At 42.9% G+C, this 25841-nt stretch carries 20 protein-coding genes; 11 read left to right on the plus strand and 9 right to left on the minus strand.

Annotation, left to right across the window (positions count from 1 at the left end; genetic code table 11):
* Positions 1–1548 carry an HlyD family efflux transporter periplasmic adaptor subunit gene (locus ACYRY3_RS26360; RefSeq protein ID WP_460204582.1) on the plus strand — a complete coding sequence of 516 codons (1548 nt, stop codon included), beginning with the start codon at positions 1–3 and terminating at the stop codon, positions 1546–1548.
* A gap of 19 nt (positions 1549–1567) precedes the next feature.
* Here the strand turns inward: ACYRY3_RS26360 and ACYRY3_RS26365 are convergent, their stop codons facing one another.
* The 5 genes from ACYRY3_RS26365 to ACYRY3_RS26385 all read right to left on the minus strand — a co-directional run bounded on the left by ACYRY3_RS26365 (position 1568) and on the right by ACYRY3_RS26385 (position 5243).
* Positions 1568–2638 carry a mannosyltransferase family protein gene (locus ACYRY3_RS26365; RefSeq protein WP_460204640.1) on the minus strand — a complete coding sequence of 357 codons (1071 nt, stop codon included), beginning with the start codon at positions 2636–2638 and terminating at the stop codon, positions 1568–1570.
* A 90-nt stretch (positions 2639–2728) separates the two neighbouring features.
* Positions 2729–2953, minus strand: coding sequence for a type II toxin-antitoxin system HicA family toxin (locus ACYRY3_RS26370; RefSeq protein ID WP_460204583.1), 225 nt, complete (start codon positions 2951–2953; stop codon positions 2729–2731).
* 2 nt (positions 2954–2955) lie between these two features.
* Positions 2956–3162: a type II toxin-antitoxin system HicB family antitoxin gene (locus tag ACYRY3_RS26375; protein ID WP_460204584.1), complete on the minus strand. Its 207-nt coding sequence runs from the start codon at positions 3160–3162 to the stop codon at positions 2956–2958.
* Between the two features lie 77 nt (positions 3163–3239).
* On the minus strand, positions 3240–4304 hold the full coding sequence (locus ACYRY3_RS26380) for a helicase HerA domain-containing protein (RefSeq protein ID WP_460204585.1): 1065 nt from the start codon (positions 4302–4304) through the stop codon (positions 3240–3242).
* Between the two features lie 141 nt (positions 4305–4445).
* Positions 4446–5243: a glutathione S-transferase gene (locus ACYRY3_RS26385; protein WP_460204586.1), complete on the minus strand. Its 798-nt coding sequence runs from the start codon at positions 5241–5243 to the stop codon at positions 4446–4448.
* Positions 5244–5810: 567 nt separating this feature from the next.
* Here ACYRY3_RS26385 and ACYRY3_RS26390 point away from each other — a divergent pair.
* Positions 5811–6674 carry a fasciclin domain-containing protein gene (locus ACYRY3_RS26390; protein ID WP_460204587.1) on the plus strand — a complete coding sequence of 288 codons (864 nt, stop codon included), beginning with the start codon at positions 5811–5813 and terminating at the stop codon, positions 6672–6674.
* A gap of 256 nt (positions 6675–6930) precedes the next feature.
* Here the strand turns inward: ACYRY3_RS26390 and ACYRY3_RS26395 are convergent, their stop codons facing one another.
* The 3 genes from ACYRY3_RS26395 to ACYRY3_RS26405 all read right to left on the minus strand — a co-directional run bounded on the left by ACYRY3_RS26395 (position 6931) and on the right by ACYRY3_RS26405 (position 12876).
* The gene (locus ACYRY3_RS26395; RefSeq protein WP_460204588.1) at positions 6931–8436 is read right to left on the minus strand and encodes a phenylacetate--CoA ligase family protein; all 1506 of its coding nucleotides are present in this window, start codon (positions 8434–8436) and stop codon (positions 6931–6933) included.
* Positions 8437–8635: 199 nt separating this feature from the next.
* On the minus strand, positions 8636–11500 hold the full coding sequence (locus ACYRY3_RS26400) for an AAA-like domain-containing protein (protein WP_460204589.1): 2865 nt from the start codon (positions 11498–11500) through the stop codon (positions 8636–8638).
* Complete coding sequence (locus ACYRY3_RS26405; protein ID WP_460204590.1) at positions 11497–12876, minus strand: AAA-like domain-containing protein; 1380 nt, start codon at positions 12874–12876, stop codon at positions 11497–11499. Before ACYRY3_RS26405 ends, ACYRY3_RS26400 begins: the two co-directional genes overlap by 4 nt.
* A gap of 783 nt (positions 12877–13659) precedes the next feature.
* Between ACYRY3_RS26405 and ACYRY3_RS26410 the strand changes: the two genes are divergently transcribed.
* The 9 genes from ACYRY3_RS26410 to ACYRY3_RS26450 all read left to right on the plus strand — a co-directional run bounded on the left by ACYRY3_RS26410 (position 13660) and on the right by ACYRY3_RS26450 (position 25059).
* Positions 13660–13836: a hypothetical protein gene (locus tag ACYRY3_RS26410; RefSeq protein ID WP_460204591.1), complete on the plus strand. Its 177-nt coding sequence runs from the start codon at positions 13660–13662 to the stop codon at positions 13834–13836.
* A 628-nt stretch (positions 13837–14464) separates the two neighbouring features.
* A complete protein-coding gene (locus tag ACYRY3_RS26415; RefSeq protein ID WP_460204592.1) occupies positions 14465–16168 on the plus strand; it encodes a protein kinase domain-containing protein in 1704 nt (567 codons plus the stop codon).
* A gap of 29 nt (positions 16169–16197) precedes the next feature.
* Positions 16198–18372 (plus strand): protein kinase domain-containing protein, encoded by a 2175-nt coding sequence (locus ACYRY3_RS26420; protein WP_460204593.1) that lies wholly within the window; start codon positions 16198–16200, stop codon positions 18370–18372.
* Positions 18373–18666: 294 nt separating this feature from the next.
* On the plus strand, positions 18667–19104 hold the full coding sequence (gene speD, locus ACYRY3_RS26425; RefSeq protein ID WP_460204594.1) for an adenosylmethionine decarboxylase: 438 nt from the start codon (positions 18667–18669) through the stop codon (positions 19102–19104).
* A 92-nt stretch (positions 19105–19196) separates the two neighbouring features.
* Entirely contained in the window at positions 19197–20138 is a 942-nt protein-coding gene (locus ACYRY3_RS26430; protein WP_460204595.1) for a fused MFS/spermidine synthase, read from the plus strand.
* Positions 20139–20571: 433 nt separating this feature from the next.
* Positions 20572–21468, plus strand: a complete 897-nt coding sequence (gene iscB / locus ACYRY3_RS26435) for an RNA-guided endonuclease IscB (protein ID WP_460204596.1) — start codon at positions 20572–20574, stop codon at positions 21466–21468.
* A 92-nt stretch (positions 21469–21560) separates the two neighbouring features.
* Positions 21561–22592 (plus strand): bifunctional heptose 7-phosphate kinase/heptose 1-phosphate adenyltransferase, encoded by a 1032-nt coding sequence (locus tag ACYRY3_RS26440; protein WP_460204597.1) that lies wholly within the window; start codon positions 21561–21563, stop codon positions 22590–22592.
* Positions 22593–22687: 95 nt separating this feature from the next.
* Positions 22688–23749 carry a dTDP-glucose 4,6-dehydratase gene (rfbB, locus tag ACYRY3_RS26445; RefSeq protein WP_460204598.1) on the plus strand — a complete coding sequence of 354 codons (1062 nt, stop codon included), beginning with the start codon at positions 22688–22690 and terminating at the stop codon, positions 23747–23749.
* Between the two features lie 125 nt (positions 23750–23874).
* A complete protein-coding gene (locus ACYRY3_RS26450) occupies positions 23875–25059 on the plus strand; it encodes a serine/threonine protein kinase (RefSeq protein ID WP_460204599.1) in 1185 nt (394 codons plus the stop codon).
* Between the two features lie 85 nt (positions 25060–25144).
* Here ACYRY3_RS26450 and msrA read toward each other — a convergent pair whose 3' ends face one another.
* Positions 25145–25804, minus strand: a complete 660-nt coding sequence (msrA, locus tag ACYRY3_RS26455) for a peptide-methionine (S)-S-oxide reductase MsrA (RefSeq protein ID WP_460204600.1) — start codon at positions 25802–25804, stop codon at positions 25145–25147.
* Between the last annotated feature and the right edge of the window lie 37 nt (positions 25805–25841).

Here is a 25841-nt window from a genome sequence, read left to right on the forward strand (position 1 = left end):
ATGAACGAATCCAATACCATTCAGTTCAATCAAAGACCATTAATACCACCAAGGGCTCTTGAACCTGAGATAAAAGTACCTACAAATACTCCTGCTGAGGACAAGGGATTTACGCGTTCAGTCGTTTTACGTCAGTCGGCTTTTTGGTCGAGAGCTATCCTTTGGGGAATTGTCGGAGTCACTTCCGTAGTGTTGGTTTGGGCGAATTTTGCCAAAATTGAGGAAGCCATTCCCACTCAAGGAAAACTAGAACCTCAAGGAACTGTCAAAGAAGTGCAAACTCCTGTCGCTGGAGTTGTAAAAGCTGTCTTTGTTAAGGATGGACAACGAGTACGCCGTGGTGATTTGCTTTTGAGACTGGATGCAACAGCCGTGCAGGCACAGCTCATTTCTCAGCTTAAAATTCGCACTTCTTTAACACAGGAAAATCAATTCTACCGCGCTCAACTGATTGGCAACAGAGCAGGTTCGGAAACTGCACAATTGATAGCGCAAGTCAAGTTACCTCCAGGATTAGCTTCTCTGACTCAAAGCCGCGCCGCACTTATAGCAGAAAATCGGGTTTACCGCGCTCAATTAAATGGGACATATCAAAACAATTTGTCCCCAGAGGAAGAGGCTCGTCTGGAATTTAGCCGCACAGAATTAAATGCTCGCATCGCATCTGATGAATTGCAAACAGAGCAATTAAAAAAACAACTCAACGAAAGCCAAGCTCAGTTATCCTCTGCTCGAGATATTCGGCAAGTTAACCAGACTATTCTCAACAATATTGAACCTCTGGTCAAAGAGGGAGCAATTGCTCGCTTACAATACCTCAAGCAACAAGAGCAGGTTCGCGTACACCAAGGTGATGTGGAAAGGCTGACACAAGAACAAGCACGTTTGAGATCTGCCATCACCCAATCCCAGGAAAAGCTTCGCAATACTATTGCTGCAGCAAAAAAAGAGCTCTTGACTGAAATTGCTAATAATGACAAACAAATTGCCCAAATTGATAGCGAATTGAATAAAGCAATTTTAGAAAATGAGAAGCGGATTGCTGAAGTTGAAAGTCAAATTAGTCAAACAAAGTTAAACCTACAATATCAAGAACTTCGCGCTCCGGCAGATGGAATTATTTTTGATTTACAAGCTCGCAGCCCTGGTTTTGTAACCAATCCCAGTCAAGCTGTTGTCAAAATTGTTCCTGATGAAGCTCTCACTGCTAAGGTTTATATCACTAACCAAGATATTGGTTTTATAAAAGAGGGCATGACAGTGGATGTTAGAATTGACTCTTTTCCCTTTAGCGAGTTTGGTGATGTCAAAGGTGAAGTTGTTTGGATAGGTTCAGATGCTTTACCACCAGACCAAATTCGTCCGTACTACAGTTTCCCCGCCAAAATTCGCTTACAACGGCAAGATATTAAGATTAAGAATCGAGAAGTGCCACTTCAATCAGGAATGTCAATCAGTGCAAATATTAAGGTACGCGAGCGAACGGTTATGAGCATTTTTACCGACCTATTTGCAAAACAAATTGATAGTATCAAGACAATAAGATAATTCTAGGGCAATGGCTTAGCTATGCCACCCAGTTCCAGACGGCAAAGTCAATTGCATAGAACAAAAGCGATATGGCGAACCAGCTTAATATTGCGTATCCCCAACGACGATACTGGGAAAGCAACATCCCAAATGCGATAGACATCGAAACGATGCCAAAAACATAGCGGTTGATGGACATTAAAGCGCCGGAGAAGATCGTGAGCAACAAGGAACAAAAGCCATAAACGACAGCAACCCTGCTAAGTTTGTGGCGTAAATACCATAACAGGTAGCCACCACCAAAAACCATAACAACTTTAATCAAGCTATCTCTACCTACGTCTAGAGCATCTGTCAATATAAACCACCAACTTGGCTGCGCCCATGCTTTCTGTATGCGAACAAATGCCAAGGGGTCGCCAAATCGAAAACCGCAGTAGGCGCTGAATGAAATCAGCCCAATTCCTACAGCCAAACCCGATACATAAGCCAGCGCAGGTCTTTTTTCTTTCCAAGCCACAAAAAGAAAGGCGGGCATGAGTGTAACTCCTGTTGCTCGAGTTGCACTCGCCAATGCACCCCAAATAGCAGCTTGTAGGTGTTGGCGTTTGTCAAATGCTCGCAAAGCTGCTGTCGTTATCAGTAAAAACAATCCCTCAGTGTAAATAACAGTGCCGAACAGCGAAAAAGGACACCAAGCCATGACAGCAGTTGCCCACCTTGCAACAGAAATACCGTGACGCTCTTTTGTCCAAGAGTATAACAGCAGTAACGCACCCAGAAACGCCAGATTGCTTACAAGTGTACCTGCCACTTCAAAGGGTAAGCCCAGCATCATCACCCCACGAATCACCAAGGGAAACAGGGGGTAAAAAGCAACGGAATGCTGCTGTCCGTCATCGGCATAGTCATAACCAGCAACTGCAATTCTTCGGTACCACTTACCGTCCCAATGGGAGAAGAGTTCCCAACTGGGTTTAGGAATATAGCCGGGAACAAAATCGAGTGGATGGGAGGTTTGCCAATGGGTCTGTACGGGTGATGTGTAAAGCAAAGGAGCGATAACCTGCATTGCCACAACAATGACCAGTCGGCTCACTATCCACATTGCTATGACAAAAAGGAATCCATTGGTTGTAAGCTTGTATTTTTTGCAAAGATTGGTTGCCCTTGAAGTTAATTTTGTCATAATAAGCACTCAAGCCGCAGACACAAATTCTTTCACGGTAAGTCCAGCAGTGCGAATAAGGGTACGCAAAGTTCCTTTCGCTATCTCACTATGGTCAGGTACAGACAGTGTTGCCATTTCACCATCCTTAACCAAGATGATATGGCTTCCACTTTGCCGCACTACTTGCCAACCAAATTTCTCAAAAATGCGGACTACCTGACGACCGCTTAGAACAGGAAGTGCAGATGACATACCTAAGCCACAACCTCGACTTGATAAGTCTCGATAGTAAGTGGTAAACCAAGTTCTGCACGAACTTGTAAACAAGCAGCGATCGCATCCTTTATATTTTCCAGAGCTTCTTCTTTTGTCTGTCCCTGACTGACACAACCAGGAATACTGGGACATTCTACAATCCAAACTCCATCTTCGTCACGGTCAAGTGTTACGTTGAATTTCATAATTCTCTGAAATTTTCAGCGTTTTGGTTTAATGCTTATATAGTAAGCGTTATGTACATTTTGTGGATAACGCAAGGTTAATGTGGGTAAGTTAAGCTAAACTGCTGTGTGTAAAATCTAGCATAGCGGTCTCCCAGCTTCAGCAATTCCTCGTGAGTTCCCGACTCAACAATCTGTCCCCCTTCCAGAACTAAAATGCGATCGCACCGTCGCACTGTACTTAAGCGATGAGCGATAATAAATACAGTGCGTCCCTCCATAAGCCTTTCTAATGCTTCTTGCACCAAAGCTTCCGATTCAGAATCCAGGGCGGATGTGGCTTCATCTAAAAGAAGAATTCTGGGGTTGAGGAGAACGGTGTATACTTCTACTTTGCCGGGAAAAAGCTGTTTTAAACCTTTAACAGTACTAAATTGTTTGCCCTCTGAGACGGCTTCCCAGCCATATTCGGAGTGCATATCAAAAATCAAATTAACTGCTGCATTTTTACGGATTGTCCCAGCTAAAAGTAATCTTGTTAAAAAGGATTTGCCTGTTCCAGATTTCCCAAAAACTCCGTTACTTCTTTCTACAAATCGATTTAAATCGAGGCAGACTGGTACGTCCATATCCAGTGGTTTTCCAATGGAAAAGTTTTTCCTTTGGGGATCGTCTTCCCAACCAAATACTCTACGGAAGTCATCTTCAGACGCTTCATAAACCTGGCTGAAGTGGCTGGGAATTGTTTTTACGGGTAGTAATTCCATTGTCGTACTAGTTTGTGCCTGAAATGAAGCCAAACCTGTTGCCGATGGAACAAAGGGATTTGCAGATTTACTGTTTGTCGCAGAAAAAGATTCTTCAGATTCAGGCGTAAACATCAGCATCGGAGCAAGGTTTATCGTGCCGTATGTACCGCCTCCCCCTAAAACCTCTCGCAAAAAAGTGTCGTCCCAATTAGGAGGGTTAGCAATAATTCTCTGGTTGGCTACACCCAAAGATACGTCTGTTAGCATGCAGAAGAAACGCGATCGCACCCCTTGTACCACCAAAAATTTACCCACCCGCATATCTTCTACTGAAATATCGGGGTGCAATCTTACTTCTAATCCCCCTATGAGAGAGCCTTGTATAACCGAACCTAATGGCTGTCCCAGATTCATTTTTACATTTTCATTCCTATCATATGTTGCATTGTAATTGGAAAGTTCGCTTTTTGCACCAAAGAAATTTTGGTTGTTAGTGGTTAGTAGTTAGTAGTTAGTGGAAAAATAAATCACGACTAACGACTAACCGCTAAAAAATTACTCAATTTGAATTGAAGTTGGGGCACTTGGTGCTGTTGTCTCAAAAGAACTTAATAAAGGTTTGCGATATTGAGCGTAAAGACGGTCTCGCCAGCTAAAGAATGGTTCATAAGCTGGGTTTTCTGCAAATATAGGCACCCCTTTGCCTTTAAGAGGTTCTGGCAAATTTAGATAGGAACCGCTAGGGAACTTCAATAATATTGATAAACTCGCAACGGCAAAATCAGCTAGGGTTGGTTCGTCTCCTACTAAATAAGGACTATCTGCTAACAATAGTGTTAGTGCTTCCAAATCTTGCTTTAAGTCAGCGATCGCACTGCGTATAACATCTGGAGTGTAACCTACTCCTAACCCCATCACTTGTAGCAGTTCGCTGGGTACTTCTTTCACGAGATTTTTCACAAAGTCTGGTGTTGTAGTTGGGAGTAGAGATTTCCGAAAATTTTGGTCTTGACTTATAGCAGAAAAGAGTGCTTTACTACTTTTTGTGCCTATTGACTCATCAGCCCATTCTTCCATCATCAAGCATAAACCGCGTTGTTTAGAATCGGTTGGTATCAACGGGCGTTCCGGATATTGTGAGTCTAAATACTTAGCTATTTCTGTGGAATCTGCAATATATTTACTCCCATCCTTGAGCACTGGTACTTGTCGGTGACCTGTCAAACTGAACAATTCTACCTGTCCGATTCCAGGTGTCACCTCAATTTTACGGTACTCCAGCCCTTTATAATCTAGGAGCAGACGAACTTTCTCTGAGTACTGAGATAGTTCAAACTGGTATAATTCCAGCATTTTTCAGTTCCTGTGCTTAGTGTACTTATTGATTCTACAATCTTTACTTCGGTAGAGTAATTGATATTTTTAATTGAATTTAGACTTTTCTCTCTAAATCTCGTCAGCGATCGCTTAGATATAATTGCTCAAATTAACATTGAACAGAGCGTAGGTTGGGTTTCGTTCCTCAACCCAACATTTAAAGTATGAAGTATCAAAGATAAAGTATAAAATAAGACCTCCAATAAATTAAAAATCTCGTATCTATGAATTTATTTTTCATCCTTTATCCTTTATCCTTGTTTAACTAGATATTGCCGCTCGTCAACTAACGAAAAATAGGTAATTGAAAAAAATGAATTAACAGGGAACATAATCCTTAATGAAAACGTCTATAAGGGTTTTTTCCAAGTCAATTAACTGAAGAATAACAACATAACATTTATCTAACTTCCAAATTTCAACAGATATAATAGGTGGGGCATTAATAAGAAAAAATATTACTTCTTAAGTGAGATAGTGTGTGTAACAAAATGATATAAATCAATAGTGGTGACACTTGGAAACAAAAGCCAAATAAATTATATGAAGGTTGAATACAGCAATTTGCTAACCAAAGTGGCTAACATTGTGGGAGTAACGAGTGTTAGTATCCTGATTGGTCTACCTGTTGGAGCAAACGAGGTATTAAATCCCAACCCCAGTATTTTCAATGAAGCCCCCTATAACAAGACTCAGCGTATTCCGATCAACTCAGAGTCCACGCTCAGTACAGATGTTACAACGGCAACGAAATCTACCAAGAACAATCCTGCTGAAAAGACAGTAGCACAAAGCGGCAGTGGGAGAACAAACCCAAGCCCAAGTATTTTGCAGGAATGCCCTTATAACCGTGCTGCTTGTCCTGGAGGCGGAACAAGTAGCCCTTCTAACACAACCCCAGACACTCCAACTCCCCCGCCAACTAAAGTACCGAGTACGCCAGAGACACCCAGTAAACCAGCACAAGAAACGCCTTCCTCAGGTACAACAGATAGCAAAAACATAGTAGCAGTGGCAGAGTCTAACGGCTCCTTCACAATGCTAACCAAGGCATTAAAAGCAGCTGGACTAGTAGAAACTTTGCAAGGAGAAGGACCCTTCACTGTTTTTGCGCCTACCGATGCAGCATTTGCCAAACTACCACAAGACGCAGTAACAGATTTGTTAAAGCCAGAAAACAAGGAAGTCCTGGTAAAAATCTTGAGGTATCATGTAGTACCAGGTGCTGTAGAGTCGAGCAGTTTGAAATCTGGTGAAGTCAAAAGTGTTGAGGGCGGTGCAATTAATGTCAAAGTTGAACAAGGTGGTGTCATGGTAAATGACGCTAAAGTAGTTCAACCTGACATCAAAGCTAGCAATGGCATTATCCATGTTATTGATAACGTGATTTTGCCTCCCGATCTGTAAATTGTAAGGGCGGGCAGGGATGCCCACCCCACAATATGGATAATTGATTTCTTGGAAATCCTTAATTGATTTCTTGGAAATCCTTAATTGATTTCTTGGAAATTCTTAATTGATTTCTTGGAAATTCTTATCTGTAGAGACGCGCCATGGCGCGTCTTTTATCTAATCTTTTATATTTAAATTTACACAGCATTGTAGGTTGGGTTGAGGAACGAAACCCAACACAACCTGAACCATATTTGTATTATCCTTGAGTTCATTTCCGCGTATAACGATGTTTAACACCAATAGGAAAATACTCGGGATCGCCCATTGGAGCTAAAGCAACTTGTGGCATTTGGTATTCTGGAGGAACATAGTTGGCAAATTCGCTATTAAGGCGTTTTAGCTGTTCGAGAATAGAGGATGCGATCGCTTGTTTTTTCTCTTCACTACTCTCTATCCCCGGTGCTAACTCCACAACAACAGATAAATACCTATTCTTATCTGCATCTTCCTTCACCTGCAACACAAACTTACCCGTCACCCATTCTCTAATAATTGATTGTTCCAATCCTACCGTCACATTTTCTGGGTAAATATTTGCTCCAAAGAAAGAAACTGTAAAGTTTGAGCGTCCAAAGATATAAACAAATGGTAGCGGATAGATTCCTCGTCCACCGTGTTCCTGCAATTCGGCTACTGGGTTAAAGCCCCATTTTGCTAAAAACTGGAGCATGGCATCGTAAGTCATTATGCCGCCATTATCTAAGATGTTATAACGCACCAGAGGAATGCCATTATTTCCTGAAAATAACAGTGCGCCATCTTTCACTTCAAAAAAGCGACTGATGGGATCGTATTGTACTAGTGTAGGTAAACGGGATTCACCAAACAAAGCCCGCGCTGCTTCTGGAGTGTTGGCTAAAAACCGCCGAATGCAAATACTTAAAGGTGTTTCATTGCCCAGTACACCCGCATCTGCTGTACCGTAGAGAGAGGCTGAATCGTAGCAGAAATTACGGGAACCAAGGCGATCGCCAACCAAACTACGCCATTCCTCACTGAACACCTCTCCCGCCATAACCAATTTTACCTGATATCGCTGCCACTCAATCCCACGAGCAATACCAGTATCGATAATATCTTTTAAAAATGGTGGATACCCTAAGAGAACAACCTGCTCAAAAGACGAACCCAATTCTTGGACGACGCGAAAAATTTCTTCTTTATTATTACCGGGAGTGACTACAGTAATAGGGTAACCCTTGCTGGCAAGATAGCGACAGCAATTGGTTGTAAACATTCCACCCACCCAGGTTCCCAGAGTGAAACAAATGACAGCCAGAGTGCGTTTGGCATCTGCATAAAAACTGTCATGAAAAACCTGCTCAAAACGGGTGGCAATTTGCATTTCATCAGCAAAGAAACGGGGCCAAAAAGTAGGTTTTCCCGTAGAACCTGAGGAAACAGCGATCGTATCGCAGGTTTGTAACTGCCCATAGCGGCACAAGTCAGCTAAAGGATAACGTAGCAGGTAATTTTGTTTTGTCAGTTCTGGAATCCTCTGGAAATCCCCAGCATTTTGGTACTCCTCGGGATTTATAGCGTGTTGTGCCAGAAAATCTTTGTAAGCCGGCACATTCACAGCCACATCGTGAAATAAAGCTAGGGCTGCGATTGATGCATCTGCCTTAATATGTTGCTGAAGGAGTGTGCCCAGATCGGTAGTTAAAAACTCTTGAAATGCTGCGATCGCTCGTTGCTGCTGTTCTACCTTCATTTTCACAACTCCTTCCGCTTTTTGTATAGCTATAGATAGATGGGTAAATATTACACCCTCTCCCAATCGAAAATCATAAGCTAAAAAGCTGATTGTTTCGTAGGGTGGGCACTGCCCACCGTTGCCTTATTAAGAAGCTGCAAGATGTCAGATAGCGTGTCTCTACACCAATGGAAATTGTGAAATGCATATCGCCAACCTACTGACTCGGTATACTAGTGCTGTTTTGGGGAGATTGTGTGTCTTGGTTTTTCTCTTCGTTACCTTGCACAACAGTACTATTTTGGGAGGACGATTTTGTGTCTTGGTTTTCCTTTTCGATTGGACAAAAACCTGATTTAGAACCTTGAGGAGCAGGTCCACTTCTACAAACTTGAACGAGGCGGTATTCCCGATCCGGATCGCCTGTTGCAAAAAACCTGAGCCTATCCCCTGAGGTTTTATCTGGTGGAAGATCCACATACCTTAAGTTTTGAAGTATTGTTTCTCGTGTGGCGTTTTTAGATAACGCGTCGATGAGAGCTTGTGTTGCATCATAACCACCCGCAGTTCGCCAATTAATCTCTCCCTTCCATCTTTCCCTTGCGTTTTTTGCGTATTCTGGAGAGGAAGAAGTTCCATCATCAAACCAGGGTACGCTTAAAATTAACCCCTCAACATCATCTCCACCCTGTATTGGGGTGTTGGGACTGTACAGCGCAGTATCACCTAATAGCTGCAACCTTTGCTGTAGTTTAGCGTTTGCCCTAGCAACAGAGATGGCGACAGAAATTGTTTGTGTACTTGGTAATAAAACAGCAGCGCGTACTCCCTCCTGATTCACACTGCGCTCAATTACAGCCTTAGGATCTAGATTAGAAGCCCTCAGGTCAACATGTTTGACAACCCTCCCTCCCTGTAATTTGAAAGCCGTTTCAAAGTCTTGCTTCGCGCTTTTGCTATAGTTGCTCTCGGAATCAAAGAAAATGACTAGTTTGTCTAAGAGCAACTTGCTTTTGATATAGTAAGCTAACTTGTTACCTGCTATTGTGGTAGAAGGAACTGTTCGGAAAAAAACCTTACTTTTTAAAGATGAACTGGTACTAGTGGGAGAAACCACAGCCAACCCGGCTTTTTCGTATTCCTGTAATGCAGAAGCACTGGTATCGCTGGAATTGTGACCAATTACTGCTAAAACATCTGGGTCGGCAGCCAATAGGCGGGCAACTTTCTGTGCTTGCTCTTTGTCATCTCCATCATTGGCTATGATAATTTCTAATAACCGACCATTTAAATCTTTATCTTTGTTGAATTGACTTTGTGCATCCGCCACACCGTTGAATTGACTTTGTGCATCCGCCACACCTCGCAACATTTCTTTAGCGTTAGTGGCAATGTTCTCCACTGGTACTGCAACTGCTAGGGTGAAAGGAGAGCCTTTCATACGGGCTTTGGCATTATTAAGGTAAATCTGTGGTTCTGGGTTATTTGGAGCACTATTTACAGCTTTTTGAAAAAACTCAACTGCTGGTTGATATTTACCTGATTTGAAAGCCTCAACCCCGCGAGTAAGGTCAAAGTTACCTTCAGATCGAAAGAGGATACTCTCCCCACTGCTAGTTACAAGTGAACAGCTATCGTCTTCTAGCTTAATGTGATGAGCTGGACAAGAAGATATAGACTGCCGCCACAACACAAATCCTCCCCCTAAGAAAGTAGGAACTGCAACAGCAGCAATCAAAATAGCAGCTTGTTTCCACTGCCGAGCTCGTATCCCTTCATGTGAGGCTATTTGTTGAGCTTTTTCTCTTTCTAATTCTTGGCTGGCACTTAGAAATTGGTAATCCTGCTCGCCTAAACTTTTATGCCTTGACCATTCTAGAATTTCTTTGAGCTTTTGTCCTTGCAACAGCCAGGATTGGTCATATTTAGAATCCAACCAAGCTTTTAAGGATTCAGCATAGGGACGGGCAATCCCCAACTGCCTCATAACCCAAGTTTGGTTAAAAACATTCTCATAAATGCGGTTATAAACTTTTAAAGAATTGCTCTGCTTTACAACCAATCCTGACAACCGCAACTCTATCTGTTCTGGACTATCATCAGCAGTAATTTCTCCTTGTTGCAAAATTTGCTGATATAGCGACAACAAACGAATAGTTCTTCCCTGACTCCCCAAAATGCGATCGCGAATAGTCTTTAAATGTTGGGGTACATCTTGAGCTTCCCAATTTTCAATTATTGAAGAGCGGACTAAGTTACCAATACACTTAGCTTCACTACCCTGTGGAATAGGCAATGCTGAGGTTGCAATAAGTTGACAGAGCTTTTGGGTCAGGAAAGGTTGACCACCCGTCCAAGTTAACACTTCTTTGAGTACAGCTTTTAAGTTTTTGACCTTCCGCTGTAACCCTGAAGCTAAAGGTATAACCTCTTCTAGGGAAAAGCCGTGTAATTCAATCGCTTTACCAATGTTAAATGGTGACTTTTTTTTATCTTCAATCAAATCCGATGGTGTAGCTACTCCCAGTACAGCAAAGGTGAGGCGTCTGTACTTTGGATTGTTGGCACGTTTGTTATAGCAGGCACGTATAAACGCAAAAAAATCATCTTTAAAGTTTAAGGTCAGAAGAGCATCAATTTCATCAATAAATATGACGATATTTTGGGAAACCTCTGGCAGCAGTACCTCTTCAATAAAATGACTTAACCGTTGAACGGGAGAAAGATGCTGACGCGAAATCCACCAACCTTCTAACTCTTTTTTAATTGAAAGATTGAAATCTCTACACAGCAAATCAACAAAGCCTACATACCACTCCTCAGGAGGTATTCCAGACTGGCTGCCAATTGTTGTAATATCTACGTCAGCACAGGTAACGCCTTCTTGTTGCAAACGATGTATCGTCTGCACTTTTAAGCTAGACTTGCCCATCTGCCGCGAGTTCAATACATAACAAAACTCGCCACTCATCAATGCTTCATAGAGTTCTTCATCAGCTTGCCGCATTACATAGCTGGGGGCATCAATTGATAGGCTGCCTCCAACTTGATATTTATAGGCTGAGTTTGCTTCTGTATTCATTGGGTGTCTTTTAGGAGTTCTTTAAAATACAAACGATACAACTCACAGAACGGTATCACGGCATTGCCTTGCAGCTTTACTAGCCCCAATTCATATAACTTCGTCGCCAGAACTGAATCTAATTCCACTGGGGAATTATTCATAACTACTTTTTTAAGTGCTTCTTCTAGTTTTGAATGGTTGAGTGTCTCTTCTTTAAGTGCTTCTTCTAGTTTTGAATGGTTGAGTGTCTCTTTATGTTTTACATACTTTCGCAAGTTCCACAAGTGTTCTTGTAACAAATCACTATATATCCCAGCTCTCGTAGGATGTTTTATTGTTGCTAACAAATCTTCAAGTTTTATGTCCCACGATGTTACGTGTTCAAGAGCTTCCCGCACCAGATACGGATGTCCGTTTACCATCTCCATTAGCTGCTGAACTTCAGTGGTGTTCCAATTCAGTTCATATCGCTTTGCCAAATCTTCCACTTGAGCTGGGCTAAATTCTGGTAACTCTACTACTGTGCCTACAGTAAATGGGGAGCGGTTGATATCCAAAGGAGCGTACTCCTCGGTATACACTAATATCAATCGAAGTTTTTGCCAAACAGGGCGAGTTTTTGCCTTCTCATGCCAGCTTCGCAGCAGACCCAAAAATTCTTCAGCAATTTCGGAAAATTGGTAAATCCGATCTACGTCATCCAAGCCTAAGACCAGGGAACCCTGTTTGTCATTTAACAGACAATCCTCAAAATAGTCCATGCATTTTAGTTTGCTGTTACCAAGGTGTTTATCCCAGTGTTGTTTCACTTTGTTGTCTGACTCTAGCTCCAGCATTTGAGTAACGCTACTACAGAACCACTGCAAGAATGTATCCAAATTCTCGAAATCTTCTTTTTCGGCTAACCGCAGTTTTAAATCCACCCCTCTATAACCAGGCACTTTTGCTGTATGATTGATTAATTTAGACAAAAGTAGAGTTTTGCCCATTTTGGGGGAAGCCTTAATCCTTAACAGAGCACCAGGTGTCATAATTTCCTTTCGACATAAAGAATCAATAGGAGGGCGCTCTATATAATAGTTACAATCCAAATCTATCGGCTGCATTGGTGTAGCGCCATCTTGGAAAAACCGCGATTGCGATCGCTCCAACACTGCTCGGAAATTCCTTTTACTAACTGATTCTCCCAAGACTTCTGACAGTTTCTTCCAGAACTTGTGGCCAGCATCGCCCTTGAGGTAATTTGCTTGGTATTGGAAGTTTTTTGCCATGTCGTCATAGGTCATATTTTCCCAAGAGCCACGAAGTATAGCTAATTCAACATCATTCAGGTGCCTGTCCTCATGCTCCTGAAATGCTGCCTCTACAACCTTGATTGCTTCTTCAAATGTCATGTATTTACAAGTTGGCACAAGCTACTATCCATTCAAAACCTTAATTCTATCTTATCGTTTTTTCTTTTTGTAAATTTTAACCAAGTCTTGCAACTTACTCCTTGCCCGCTCTAAACTTACCGACTTTTCCAGCAGAGTACGGCACTAACCATCGTTCGATGTTGGTAACCACTGCCCACCCTACGCTTCTACGCTTCATGGTAATATTCTAGCAGTCCGGGAGTCTTGCATTCTTGGTCACAAGAGATTATATTTTTCATATTACATGAAAAATCATGGTTTTTACTCATGGTTTTTGTGGTTGACACTCATGGTTTTTGTGCTTGAATAGAATACAGAAGAAAACAGCCCGTTTGCGGTCAAACTATATCTCCTTCTCCCTGTGTCTGATACCAATTCTCCGTGAAGCTGCACATTATTTTTACCCCTCCTAACCTTCCCTTGTTAAGGGGAGGTGCCGCAGGCGGTGGGGTTCTTGCGAGGCATCTTGATATTGAAACGGTATTAGTTAGGTGCATCTATCTTCTTACGACTCAAAGGCTGTCCTCTCCAAGGGTCTCTTTCTCTCTGCCTTTAAGTAATCAGAATTGAAAACCTACTAGTGCAATAGTGAAAAATGCTCAAACAAAAGTTACTAATTTGACTTAAGATACGGAATTTTCAAAAAAACTGTTTTGATAAAAAGCGGTCAAAACAGTCTTTTTGGGAAAATTATGACCGCTGTTCACTGCCTTAAATGCTTGTAACAATTTAAGGGCTACAAAATATCTACATCCAATTTATATGAAATTCCAGAAAATCGCAAAAGTTTTTCTGTCTGGTTGCTTTAGTTGCGTATTATGGCTTGGCGTCCAGCAGCCAGAATACATCCCTCTAGTTGCAGCATTAGTACCTGTGCTCCTTCAGGTACTGAGTGATGACAACCGAGGTAACGACGATGATGACAAAAATGGGAGTTGAAAAGCTGAATAAAGCTTAAACTGATATCTTGCACCTTTTTAATAAGTGGTGGGCACTGCCCACCCTACCAAGTCATCAGCTTTTTCAATAAGTGGTGGGCAGTGCCCACCCTACGAAGTCATCAGCTTTTCAGCTTACAATTTTCGATTGGGGGCGGGTGGTGCAAGATACAGCATTTTCAGGTAAATGAAGTACATCGGTAGGGGCGCAAGGCCGCCACGCCCTTACAACGACCTGTACCTCATTTAGTGCAATCTGCTGTATGTATAAACCTAGCAATTTTCGGTTGTACCATTTCACATTAATCTTGATACATATAAATTCTGTTCAGAAGCGTTATGGCGCATCTTTACACTACCGATTTGTATTATCTTTTTCGTGAAACGGTATTGGATACAATGTGCAGTAGGGGAGATGGCATTGTTCCCTACTCGCACATTTGCTCTTGTGCTGCCCCTCCCTCAAAAGGTGCAATTGAAGGTTCGTATCGCAAACTGTCCTACTGCTTCCGTTGGATGGGGAATTTTCTGGAATTTGTTAGAGAGGTAGCAAGACGAAGGCAGTTATCTTCGTAATTGCAGCTTTTCATTTTGTATTAATTCATAAAAACCTTTCATCCTTCAGCACCATGCACTTTTACTGCAGCAAAAATCACGCAAATCAAGAAGGTAACCGCTTTTGCACTCAGTGCGGTGAACCATTACCTCTTGCACAAGGGCAGATTGTAGATAGTCGATACCGAATTCTTCGCCAATTGGGGCAAGGGGGATTTGGACGCACCTATTTAGCGGAAGATTTGAAGCAGTCTCCACAACAGTGCGTGCTGAAGGAATTTGCACCCCAAGTTGACGAACCGCAGGATTTACAAAAAGCAAAGGAACTTTTTGAACGCGAAGCTAGTGTGTTGAAACAATTGCACCATTCCCAAATTCCGCGTTTTCACTCAACGCTGCAGGTGCATTTGGGTAATAAAGATTTCTTTTTGCTGGTGCAGGACTACGTAGAGGGTGACAACTACTGGGATTTGTTGGAAGCTCGTATCGCACAGGGGAAAACCTTTAGTGAGGAGGAAGTTGTCAAGCTACTGCAACAAATACTTCCTGTTTTATCTTACATCCACAGTCTCAATGTTATTCACCGCGATATCTCTCCTGATAATTTGATTTTGCGGCGTACCGATAATCTACCAGTACTTATTGACTTTGGTGGGGTCAAGCAATTACCTGCTTCTAAAGGGTTTTGGTTGACTCAACTCAGTGGCAATCGCACTATTTTAGGGAAAAAAGGATACGCACCAGAAGAACAGTTACGTCAAGGGAAAGCTTTTGCTTGTAGCGATTTATACTCTTTAGCGGTGACGGCACTTGTGTTATTGACTGGCAAAGAACCACAACAACTTTACGACACTTATGACGGAAATTGGCGCTGGGGAACGGAAATTAAAGCCAGCCCCAAATTGGAATCTGTTCTAAAAATTATGCTGGCTTATAAACCAAGCGATCGCTACCAAAAAGCAGATGAAGTTCTCAAGAATTTACAACTATACACCCCTGCCAAACCAGCTGTAAACGCTCCAATAACCAAACTCAAAACAATGGTCGTTTCCCCTGGTAGAAAACCCATCAAAACTATAGTTAGCAAACTCCACAATAAAACTCAAGCAGCTGTTCAAAACCTCCCCGTGCCAGCTTGGCTGCGTCCCTTTGCCTTAAGTCTGGTTGGCACCAGCGTTGTTCTCCTAACGTTTGCCGGAACTTGGGCGCTAGTCAATGCTGTTATTACTACAGTATCATCTATTACCGTGCCAAGCATTTCTTTACCCAAACTTCCGGAGATTTCCACACCTGACATCAATCCCTCAAATAATAATGAAGCAAAACGTATCCTTGAAATAACCAGCCGTCGCCAGCAGCTAGGAATTCAAGATGCATTTTTTACACCAATGGTAGATAAAATTTTTTATACCAGACATCCTGAAATTAACGGACGGGCTTTGACAGGTAATCCAGAAGATGCTTCTTTAAGAAATGATTGGTACCGTATTGCGGAAGACTTGTTAAATAAGTTAGAACAGGCAGAACTCGGCACCCAAGTGCGGAGTAAACTCGGAAGATACAGCGGGCGGGATTACGAAACTTGGAGGAGGCAATTAGAGTCAGGACAATTCGGAGACTACAGCATTGAGCAACTTACTAGTGACACAAATAACAAATTTGATAGATTGTTTCCACAGCAACGGCGTAGAGATGAGAAACTTGACTCCCAAACTTACGGTCAAATCTGGTATGCACTAGCTGCCGATCGAGTGAGTAAACTAGAATCTGCAAACTAGGAATGGTTAGTAGTTAGTAATTACTTTATATGTATCCCGTTTATTGCTCCAAAGGACACGAAAATCCCACAGGTAGTCGCTTTTGTCTTCATTGTGGGGAAAAGTTGGATAACCCGGTGAGTTTTGCTGGTATTCAACCGGGACAAACTTTGGGCAATCGGTATCTTATTAAGCGTCAACTCGGTCAAGGAGGGTTTGGACGTACTTATTTGGCTGAGGATAGCAATCGTTTTCGTGAACTTTGTGTTTTAAAAGAATTTTCCCCTCAAGTTCAAACAGCTTACGTTTTACAAAAAGCTGAAGAACTGTTTCAACGGGAAGCCAGTGTTCTCTACAAACTGCAACATCCCCAAATTCCCCGCTTTCGAGAACTGTTCCGCAGTAATTTAGACGGGAAGGAATGTTTATTTTTAGTTCAAGACTATGTAGAAGGGCTAACTTACCGCTCTTTATTAGAAGCTAGAAAACAGCAAGGTTTGCGGTTTACAGAATTAGAAGTACGCTTTCTGTTGCAGCAAATTTTGCCAGTGTTAGAGTATATCCACTCTCTGGGAGTCATTCATCGAGATATCTCTCCAGAGAATTTAATGCTTCGCACCCTCGACCAACTACCAGTTTTAATTGATTTTGGTGGTGTGAAACAAGTAGCTGCAACCGTTGTTTCACAGTATTACAATCAGCCTGATGCTGTAGCATTGCCTCTTCCACCCACGCTTTTGGGGAAAGCAGGGTTTTCTCCTCCAGAACAGATGCAGACAGGGTTAGTTGAGCCTCACAGCGATTTGTACGCTTTGTCCGCAACTGTGCTTGTTTTACTGACCGGCAAACAGCCACAAGAATTAATTGATACCCTAACTCTCACTTGGCAGTGGCGACAGGAAGTTAATGTCAGCCCGTCTTTTGGGGATATTTTAGATAAAATGCTATCTCCGACACCGGGAATGCGCTACCAAACTGCCAATCAAGTTCTGCAAGCACTCAATCCCCCAGCTGTTAGTTTTCCGCCTCCCCCTCCTTCTCCCCCACCAACACCGCCAAAGCAAACAGAACAAACCCTAGCCGTATCTCCTCCACTCCCCTACTCCCCCACTCCCTCCCTCCCTCCCGCCCCCACTCCCTCAACCAGTTGGTGGTCACCCGGTAAAATCATAATCATCGCAATGGTATTGACTATTACTGCTGGTGTAGGTGTGTGGGGGGTGACTCAATTGTTAAACTCCTATCCCGATGGTTCCCTGTCATCGGATGACCCAAAACTTCCTCCTGAAGAACGGCAGCGTAAGGCAAGATTGGAGGAACGACGCCAGCAATTGGGTATTGAAGTAAAGTTTTTCACTGATTTGGTCAATCAGCTTTTCTGGGAGAAAAATCCAAGTTTACGCAACCGCATTCTTACGGATAATCCCGAAGATTTACAACTGAGGGCACAATGGGATGGTATAGCAGACGAAACTCTTTTAAAACTCTCCGTCCTGAGTTCTGGCGCACGCAGACAACTCGGTAGTTTTACAGTTGCAGAACGCGATCGCTGGAAGGTGCAAGTCAACCAAGTGAATGTTGGGAGCCGCTCTTTATTTGATTTAGGAGATGCGGCTTTCTTTCGGCAATTTCCACAACAGAGGGGCAAAAATTTTATCAATCAACCTATTGGACAAGTATGGTACGGATTTGTCAGCGATAAACTCAACGCTATTCTAGCTGGAAGTGCTCTGACTAGAATTCAATTCGATAACGGGGCTACTAGTACCAGAAGAAACGGCACCTTAAAACCAGGAGAGGGTAAAGTTTTCATAGCAGACCTTAGCAAAGGGCAGTTAATGGAAGTCAAGCTGAATGCTAGCCCCAAAATTTTGCTTTCTGTCTACTCTCCCAGTGGTAAAGTCCAAATTTTAGAAGATTCGCAAAAACGTAATTTGTCCCTGAAACTTCCAGAAAGCAAATTTTATGAGTTTGTCGTTGTGTCTGTGGCTTCTAGAGACAGCTTAGATTATTCACTCACCATTAGGGCAGAAAATCCCACTCCACCCCCATCGCCGACACCAACGCCTACCGAAACGCCTGTCGAAACCCCAACACCCACGCCTACCGAAACGCCTACCGAAACCCCGACGCCAACGCCTACCGAAACGCCTACCGCAACCCCGACACCCACACCCACCGAAACGCCTGTCGAAACCCCGACACCCACGCCTAGCCCATCATAAATGTACCAATCAAACGTCATGGCTTCGCAGTTGCGTTCAAGCTTAACAATGTGTTACATACATAACACAATAGTATAGATAATTGATAAATTTTCCTGCGAGTATTTTTATAAGAAAATACTATACACAAAGCCACTCTAAGTATGCGATAATTGCCGTTCTGTGCATAACTGCATGGCAACCTCTTTAGTACCAAAGCTAATTTAAAAGTAACAAAGTAGCGAGGCGTGCATTTAATCATGCCAGAGGTTCATTTTTTGTCGTCTTCTGTGTTTTAAGGGTCAAACATTGGAAATGCAATCTTACCCGGTGGGGGACACACCTTTGGTTCCAGTTGGCAGACACTGCATTTTAGAGCTTTACAACTGTCCAACACACCTACTCAACAATCCTGTGTTTATTAAGCAGGCTCTTGAGGAAGCGGCTAAAGTCGCCAAGTCTACTCTGCTTTCGGAAGTTACCCACCATTTTGAGCCTTATGGAGTAACTGGTCTAGCATTGTTAGCCGAGTCTCACATTTCAATACATACTTGGCCGGAACATGGCTACATCGCGGTAGATATTTTTACCTGCGGTGAACACGCAGAGCCAGAAAAAGCTTGCAAATACCTGCTGCAAGCGTTCCAAGCCAAAAATCATACTCTCTTGACAATTCCTAGAGGGAGGCTATCTCCAGATATCCAAAAGAGACTGGAAGACAGCTTGTTCCTTCAGGTAGCTGGCGAGCGTTAATCAAATCAGCGAAAACTTATTCAGTTATCAGTGTTTGCTGATAACTGATGGGTAAAAACTGACAACTGTCAAGGAGTAAAGAGGGTAATTGTATGTCAGGTAGCAATGTGGGTGCGGATTTTTGGATGAGCGAGTACATCACACCTTGGGATATCTACTCTCATGGAGTGACTGAGGTACTTGCCCATAAAAAAACTATCTACCAAGAAATGTACATTGTAGAGACCGGTACTTATGGTAAGGCACTGGTTCTAGATGGAAAGTGGCAATCTTGCACTGGTGATGAATTTTTATACCATGAACCTCTGGTTCACCCAGCAATGATTTTTCACGGTGCGCCTCGTAAAGTCTTAATTCTTGGTGGCGGTGAGGGGGCTACAGCACGGGAAGTGCTGCGATGGCATACCGTTGAAAAAGTGGTCATGATTGACATTGATGGCGAAGTTGTGGAAGCATGTCGCCAACACTTGAGTGAGATGCACCAAAATGCATTTGACGATGAGCGTTTCCAAGTTATTATCGCGGATGCCCTCGACTTTTTAGATACCACTCAAGAGCAATGGGATGTGATCGTCTCGGATCTTTCCGATCCTATTGAATCGGGCCCATCATTTCCATTGTTTACCAAGGAATACTTTGAGAAAGTCCGTCGGGTACTCGCTCCCAAAGGATTCTTTGTTATTCAAGCAGGTCCGGTGTCTCCTGGAGAATTAACCCTCCACGCCCGCCTCGTGCGGACTCTAAAAGAGGTGTTTTCTAATGTTCAGTCATATAGCAGTTACACTTCTACCTATGGCAGACCTTGGGGATTTGCCCTAGCTTCAGACGAAACAATTGACACGCGACCTGAACCAGAAGCAACTGACCAACTGTTGAAGGAAAAAACAAGCAGTGGTTTTCGCATGCTAGATGGTGTCACTCTTGTCGGTATGCTGCACTTGCCTTTGCATTTGCGGAAAGCGATCGCAGCAGAAACTCAAGTTTACACCCTCGCGGAACCACCGAAATTCTTTGGGCAAGGAGCGATTAAATAAATTGTCATTCGTAATTCGTAATCAAAATTACGGATTACGATTTCATGGCTGGAAAGATAAAGGAAAACGCCTTTACCCGGATTGCTCAATACGATTTCAAAAAGGCTTGTTGATGGGCTGCACAATTCCCGACTTTTTAAGGAAGGGAGGAATTTAATTAACTGTCAGAGTTCTCTCGTTAAGTAGCGACCCCATGCCTAAAAGGCAGGGGCTTGCTGGTTGACTCCACCTGACCAGACTACTCGTTTAGAGCAAGAGTTAAAGTTCCTACCTTGGGATGCTTGCTAGTCCCAAGCTCTAGAACCAAGCGATTAAACAGGATTACGGAGAATAAACCAGTGTCGTTTGGGCAGTACCGACTCTAAACGTTGTCATTCGCGAAGCGTGCCGACGAAGGAGGCATAGCTAACTTTACCCGTAAGGAGTTGCAGAAATGCAAAATCATGTCTTCGTTCTAGATAGCAACAAACAACCTCTTAATCCCATTCCGCCATCACGAGCTAGGGAGCTACTTACAAAACAAAAAGCTGCTGTGTTTAGAATATACCCATTCACAATTATTCTTAAACACGCAGTTGCTAACCCAACATTAAAACCATTAACGGTAAAATTAGATCCCGGATCTCGATTTTCTGGGATTGCGGTTTTAGATGGAGAAAATGTTATTTGGGTAGCTGAATTAGAGCATAGAGGATGGGATATCAAAAAATCTTTGGATTCTAGAAGAGCATTACGCCGCAGTCGCAGGAATCGCAAAACTCGTTATAGGGAACCAAGATTTAATAACCGCAAGCGTAAAGAAGGTTGGCTACCTCCATCATTGATGCATCGCGTTCTCACTATTGAGACTTGGGTAAAGCGGCTTTGTCGCTATGCTCCTATTACCCAGATAATGATGGAATTAGTTAAGTTTGACACCCAGAAAATGCAAAACCCAGAAGTGGAAGGAATCGAATACAGTCAAGGAACTTTGTGGGGATATGAAGTCCGCGAATATCTTTTAGAAAAATGGGGACGCAAATGCGCTTATTGCGATAAAGTTGGTGTACCACTTCAGATTGAGCATATTCACGCCAAGTCTCAGGGAGGTAGCAACAGAGTCAGCAATTTAACTTTGTCTTGTGAGCGATGCAACCTTAAGAAATCTTCTAAATCTATAGATGAATTTCTCAAAAAAGATGGTTCTAGGTTAGAAAAAATAAAACAACAAGCCAAGCAACCATTAAAGGATGCAGCCGCAGTTAATGCAACTCGTTGGTCATTATTTCGTACTTTGAAAAACATCCTACCCACCACAACGGGAACGGGTGGACAAACTAATGACCAATGACCAATGACCAATGACAAATGACAAATGACAAATGACAAATGACATCCACAAAAGTGTTAAAGTAGCCGCTGTTTGTATTTTTTGATTCTATTATGCCTTTGGATTCTGAATTTGCAGATAAACTGCGTGCTGTCGCCGACCGACTGTTTCATCTTATAGAAAGTTTTTCCCAGTCTAAGGTGTTGATTGTGGGAGATTTGACTTTGGATGAATTTCTTACAGGTCAAGTGGAAAGAGTATCTCGGGAAGCGCCCGTGTTGATTCTCCGTCATGAAAATACCAAACAAGTACCGGGAGGCGGTGCAAATGCAGTCTCTAACTTTGCCCGATTGGGAGGGCAAGTCTTGGCAGTAGGGATTTTGGGCAAAGATGAGCAAGGCAAAGCGCTACATGGTTTGCTAGAATCTGCAGGAATCAAAATGGATGGTGTTTTTTTCGATCCCCATCGTCCGACAGTGACTAAAACAAGGATCTCCGGTCATTCCCGTCAATCAGTTACTCAGCAAATAGTTCGGGTGGATCGCAAATCAGATGGTTTACCCGATTGGGATTTGCAGTTACAATTGTCAGAGTATATTAAAAAACAAATTCCTTCAGTAGATGCCGTAGTCTGTTCTGATTATGGTGATGGGACTTTGACTGAGCCTGTCATTTCCGCAGTACTCTCTGGTTCTCGGATTATTGTGGATGCTCAAAAGCATTTGGAACGGTATCGGGGAGCAACGTTATTTACCCCCAATTTACCGGAAGCTGAACTTGCCGTAGGATATGCAATTACTGATGAAACAACCTTAAATCAAGCAGGGCGAGACTTGCTGAAATTGACTCACGCCAAACATATCCTGATTACTCGTGGGGAACAGGGGATGACTCTGTTTAATGATGATGGTACTCAGGAGCGCATTCCAGCTTTTAATAAAACCCAAGTGTTTGATGTGACAGGTGCTGGGGATACTGTAGTAGCAGCACTAACTCTTGGTTTAACGGCTGGGGCGTCTGTTTGGGAAGCATCTGTTCTGGGTAATTTAGCGGCTAGTATTGTAGTGCGGCAGTTCGGTACAACAACGACAACGCCTGAAGAAATGAAGGTAGCTTTGCGACGGTTGTTGGAAGAAAATGCTTGAACCCGCTATAGATTGCGGAGTAGGGTACTTCCGTGGGAGGGTTACCCCCATTGAGGAAAGTGCTTGTTGACCAGAGCAAAAGAGGAGTGTGTGTGATGAGTCGTAGGTTATTGGTAACTGGTGGTGCGGGATTTATTGGATCGAATTTTGTACATCATTGGTTAAAGGTTTATCCAAATGACCGTGTAGTGGTGTTGGATGCTTTGACCTATGCGGGAAATCGTCGCAATTTGGCGTCAGTTGAGGAACAGGAAAATTTTCGCTTCGTCCGGGGAGACATTTGCGATCGCACTCTCATTACAGACTTATTACAAGCAGAAAATATTAATATCATTGCCCATTTTGCTGCTGAATCCCATGTTGATAGGTCAATTTTAGGACCGGGTGCTTTTGTACAAACAAATGTGGTAGGGACTTTTACCTTACTAGAAACTTTTCGCCAGCATTGGGAAGAGAAGGGTAAGCCATCTGAATACCGTTTTTTGCACGTTTCTACTGATGAAGTTTACGGTAGCCTTGGTTCCAACGATCCTGCCTTTTCGGAAACAACTCCTTATGCGCCCAACAGCCCTTATTCAGCGTCTAAAGCTGGTAGCGACCATTTAGCCCATGCTTATCACCATACTTACGGTTTACCTACGATTATTACAAATTGCTCTAACAATTATGGTCCCTATCAGTTCCCTGAAAAGTTAATTCCTTTGATGTGCATTAATGCTCTTCTAGGTAAACCATTACCCGTTTATGGGGATGGTAAAAATGTGAGGGATTGGCTTTATGTGGGAGATCATTGCCAAGCTTTGGACGTGGTTATTCATTTAGGAAAACCGGGTGAAACCTATAACATTGGTGGTAACAATGAGGTAGAAAATATCAACCTTGTGCAAATGTTATGCACTTTAATGGATGAATTAGCACCCAAGTTACCAGTCCATCCTTCAAAGGAATTGATTACTTTTGTTAAGGATAGACCCGGACATGACCGGAGATATGCTATTGATGCCACTAAAATTAAAACACACTTAGGCTGGACGCCTTCAGTCACGATCGCGGAAGGTTTGCGTCTGACTGTGGAATGGTACCTCACTCACCGCGATTGGTGGGAACCGTTGCTTTCTGAGGAGTATCAAGCTTACTACCGAAAAGTTTACGCTTAATAAAGTTAAGTTTTGGTCGTCCTTTGTCATTCGTCATTGGTAAGGCAATTTCTTCAACACATGATGCCATAGCGAAAACTTACAGCTAGATTAGAAAAATCAGGCTGGTGACAAGCAGGTGCTAGATGCTGCAAGTAGAACAAGTGATACAGAACCGTTACCAACTTCAATGCCAACTTGGTAACAACGGGATTCGTCAAACATGGCTGGCATTAGATTTACAAGCCTCGGATGCAGAAAAAAAGCAAGTTGTGGTAAAATGCCTTGCTTTTGGCGGTACTGTACAATGGGATGACCTCAAACTTTTTGAACGGGAAGCACAAATTCTCCAAAATCTCCATCATCCTCGCATTCCAAAGTATGTTGATTATTTTTGTATCGATGACCAAGCCCTCTGGTTTAGCTTAGTGCAAGAATACATACCGGGGGAATCCCTAAAGGAATTACTAGTTCTAGGTAAAAGATTTACAGAAAAACAAGCACGAAAAATTGCCGTTGAAGTCTTAGATATTCTCACAGAACTGCACGAACTCAATCCTGCTGTCCTGCATCGCGATATTAAACCGAGTAATTTAATTTGGGGTGAAGACGATAAAATTTATTTGGTTGATTTTGGTGCAGTTCAAGACAAAGCTTCACGAGAGGGAGTGACCTTTACGGTAGTGGGAACATATGGTTACGCGCCGATGGAGCAATTTGGTGGTAGGGCGGTTCCTGCATCAGATTTATACGCACTTGGGGCGTCATTGATTCATATACTAACAGGTGTTTCTCCATCTGAGTTACCTCAGCGGGATTTACGAATTCAGTTTGCTGAGCGAGTCAGCCTGAGTCCGAGTTTTATCAGCTGGTTGCAGAAGATGACTGAACCTGCACCAGAAAACCGCTTTTCAACTGCTCGTAAAGCATTGGATGTGCTTAATTCCGGTTTGGTTGTACAAGCCCAAGCTTTGCCCTCCAAAGAAATCATAAATAATTCTGGATGCGGTATTGACAATTATGCAGAACCTGTGCCTGAGGAAATTAAAGGATGGAACTGGGGTGCATTTCTATTGCCTTGGTTTTGGGTGTGGCGCAATAAGGTATGGATTGGCTCATTGTGCCTAATCCCACAAGTTGGTTGGATAATGACTGTTGCTCTTGGTGCTAGGGGCAATGAGTGGGCTTGGAAAAGTAGACGTTGGCGCAGTATTCAACACTTTAAAGAGCATCAAAGAGGCTGGGCAATTGCGGGAATTTTAGTCGGCGCACCTGTTAGCGTTATTTTGTGGATTTTTGCGATCGCCGTGTTGTTTGGCTTTTTTGTTTAATTGTAAAAATACCGATTTTTGTAGGGTAGGCATTGCCGATTTAATGTTGGTGGGCACTGCCCACCCTACGAATGATAACGGAGTACTAATTAGCTTGCACAATTCCAACAGGACAAGCAACGTTGGTTCCGCCTAAGCCACAATATCCATTGGGATTTTTAGCAAGATATTGCTGATGGTATGCTTCTGCGTAGTAAAAAGTAGGAGCATCAAGAATTTCAGTCGTAATTTTGCCGTAACCAGCTTTGTTTAGAGCTTCTTGATAGGCATCTCGTGATGCTTGCGCTAGTTTTCTTTGGTCTTCGGAATAGACATAAATTCCCGAACGATACTGGGTTCCTACGTCGTTACCTTGACGCATTCCTTGAGTGGGGTTGTGGTTTTCCCAAAAGACTTTGAGCAATTGAGAGTAACTAATGACTTTGGGATCGTAAACCACGTACACGACTTCATTGTGACCGGTCATTCCGGTACAGACTTCTTGATAAGTTGGATTGGAGGTTATTCCCGCAGCGTAACCTACACCGGTAGTATAAACTCCTTCTAGTTGCCAAAACTTACGTTCTGCTCCCCAAAAACACCCCATGCCAAAGATTGCCATCTCCATACCCTCTGGAAAGGGGGGTTTTAGTGGGTTACCGTTAACATAGTGACGGTCGGGTACTGGCATTTCTTGTGCCCGTCCTGGTAGCGCCTGTTCGGGAGTGGGCAAATCTAATTTTTTACCAAATCCAAATAACACCATTGCTCTTGATTTTGATTTCTGATAAATTCTTTACTTT

This window comes from Scytonema sp. NUACC21 (genome assembly GCF_054684315.1).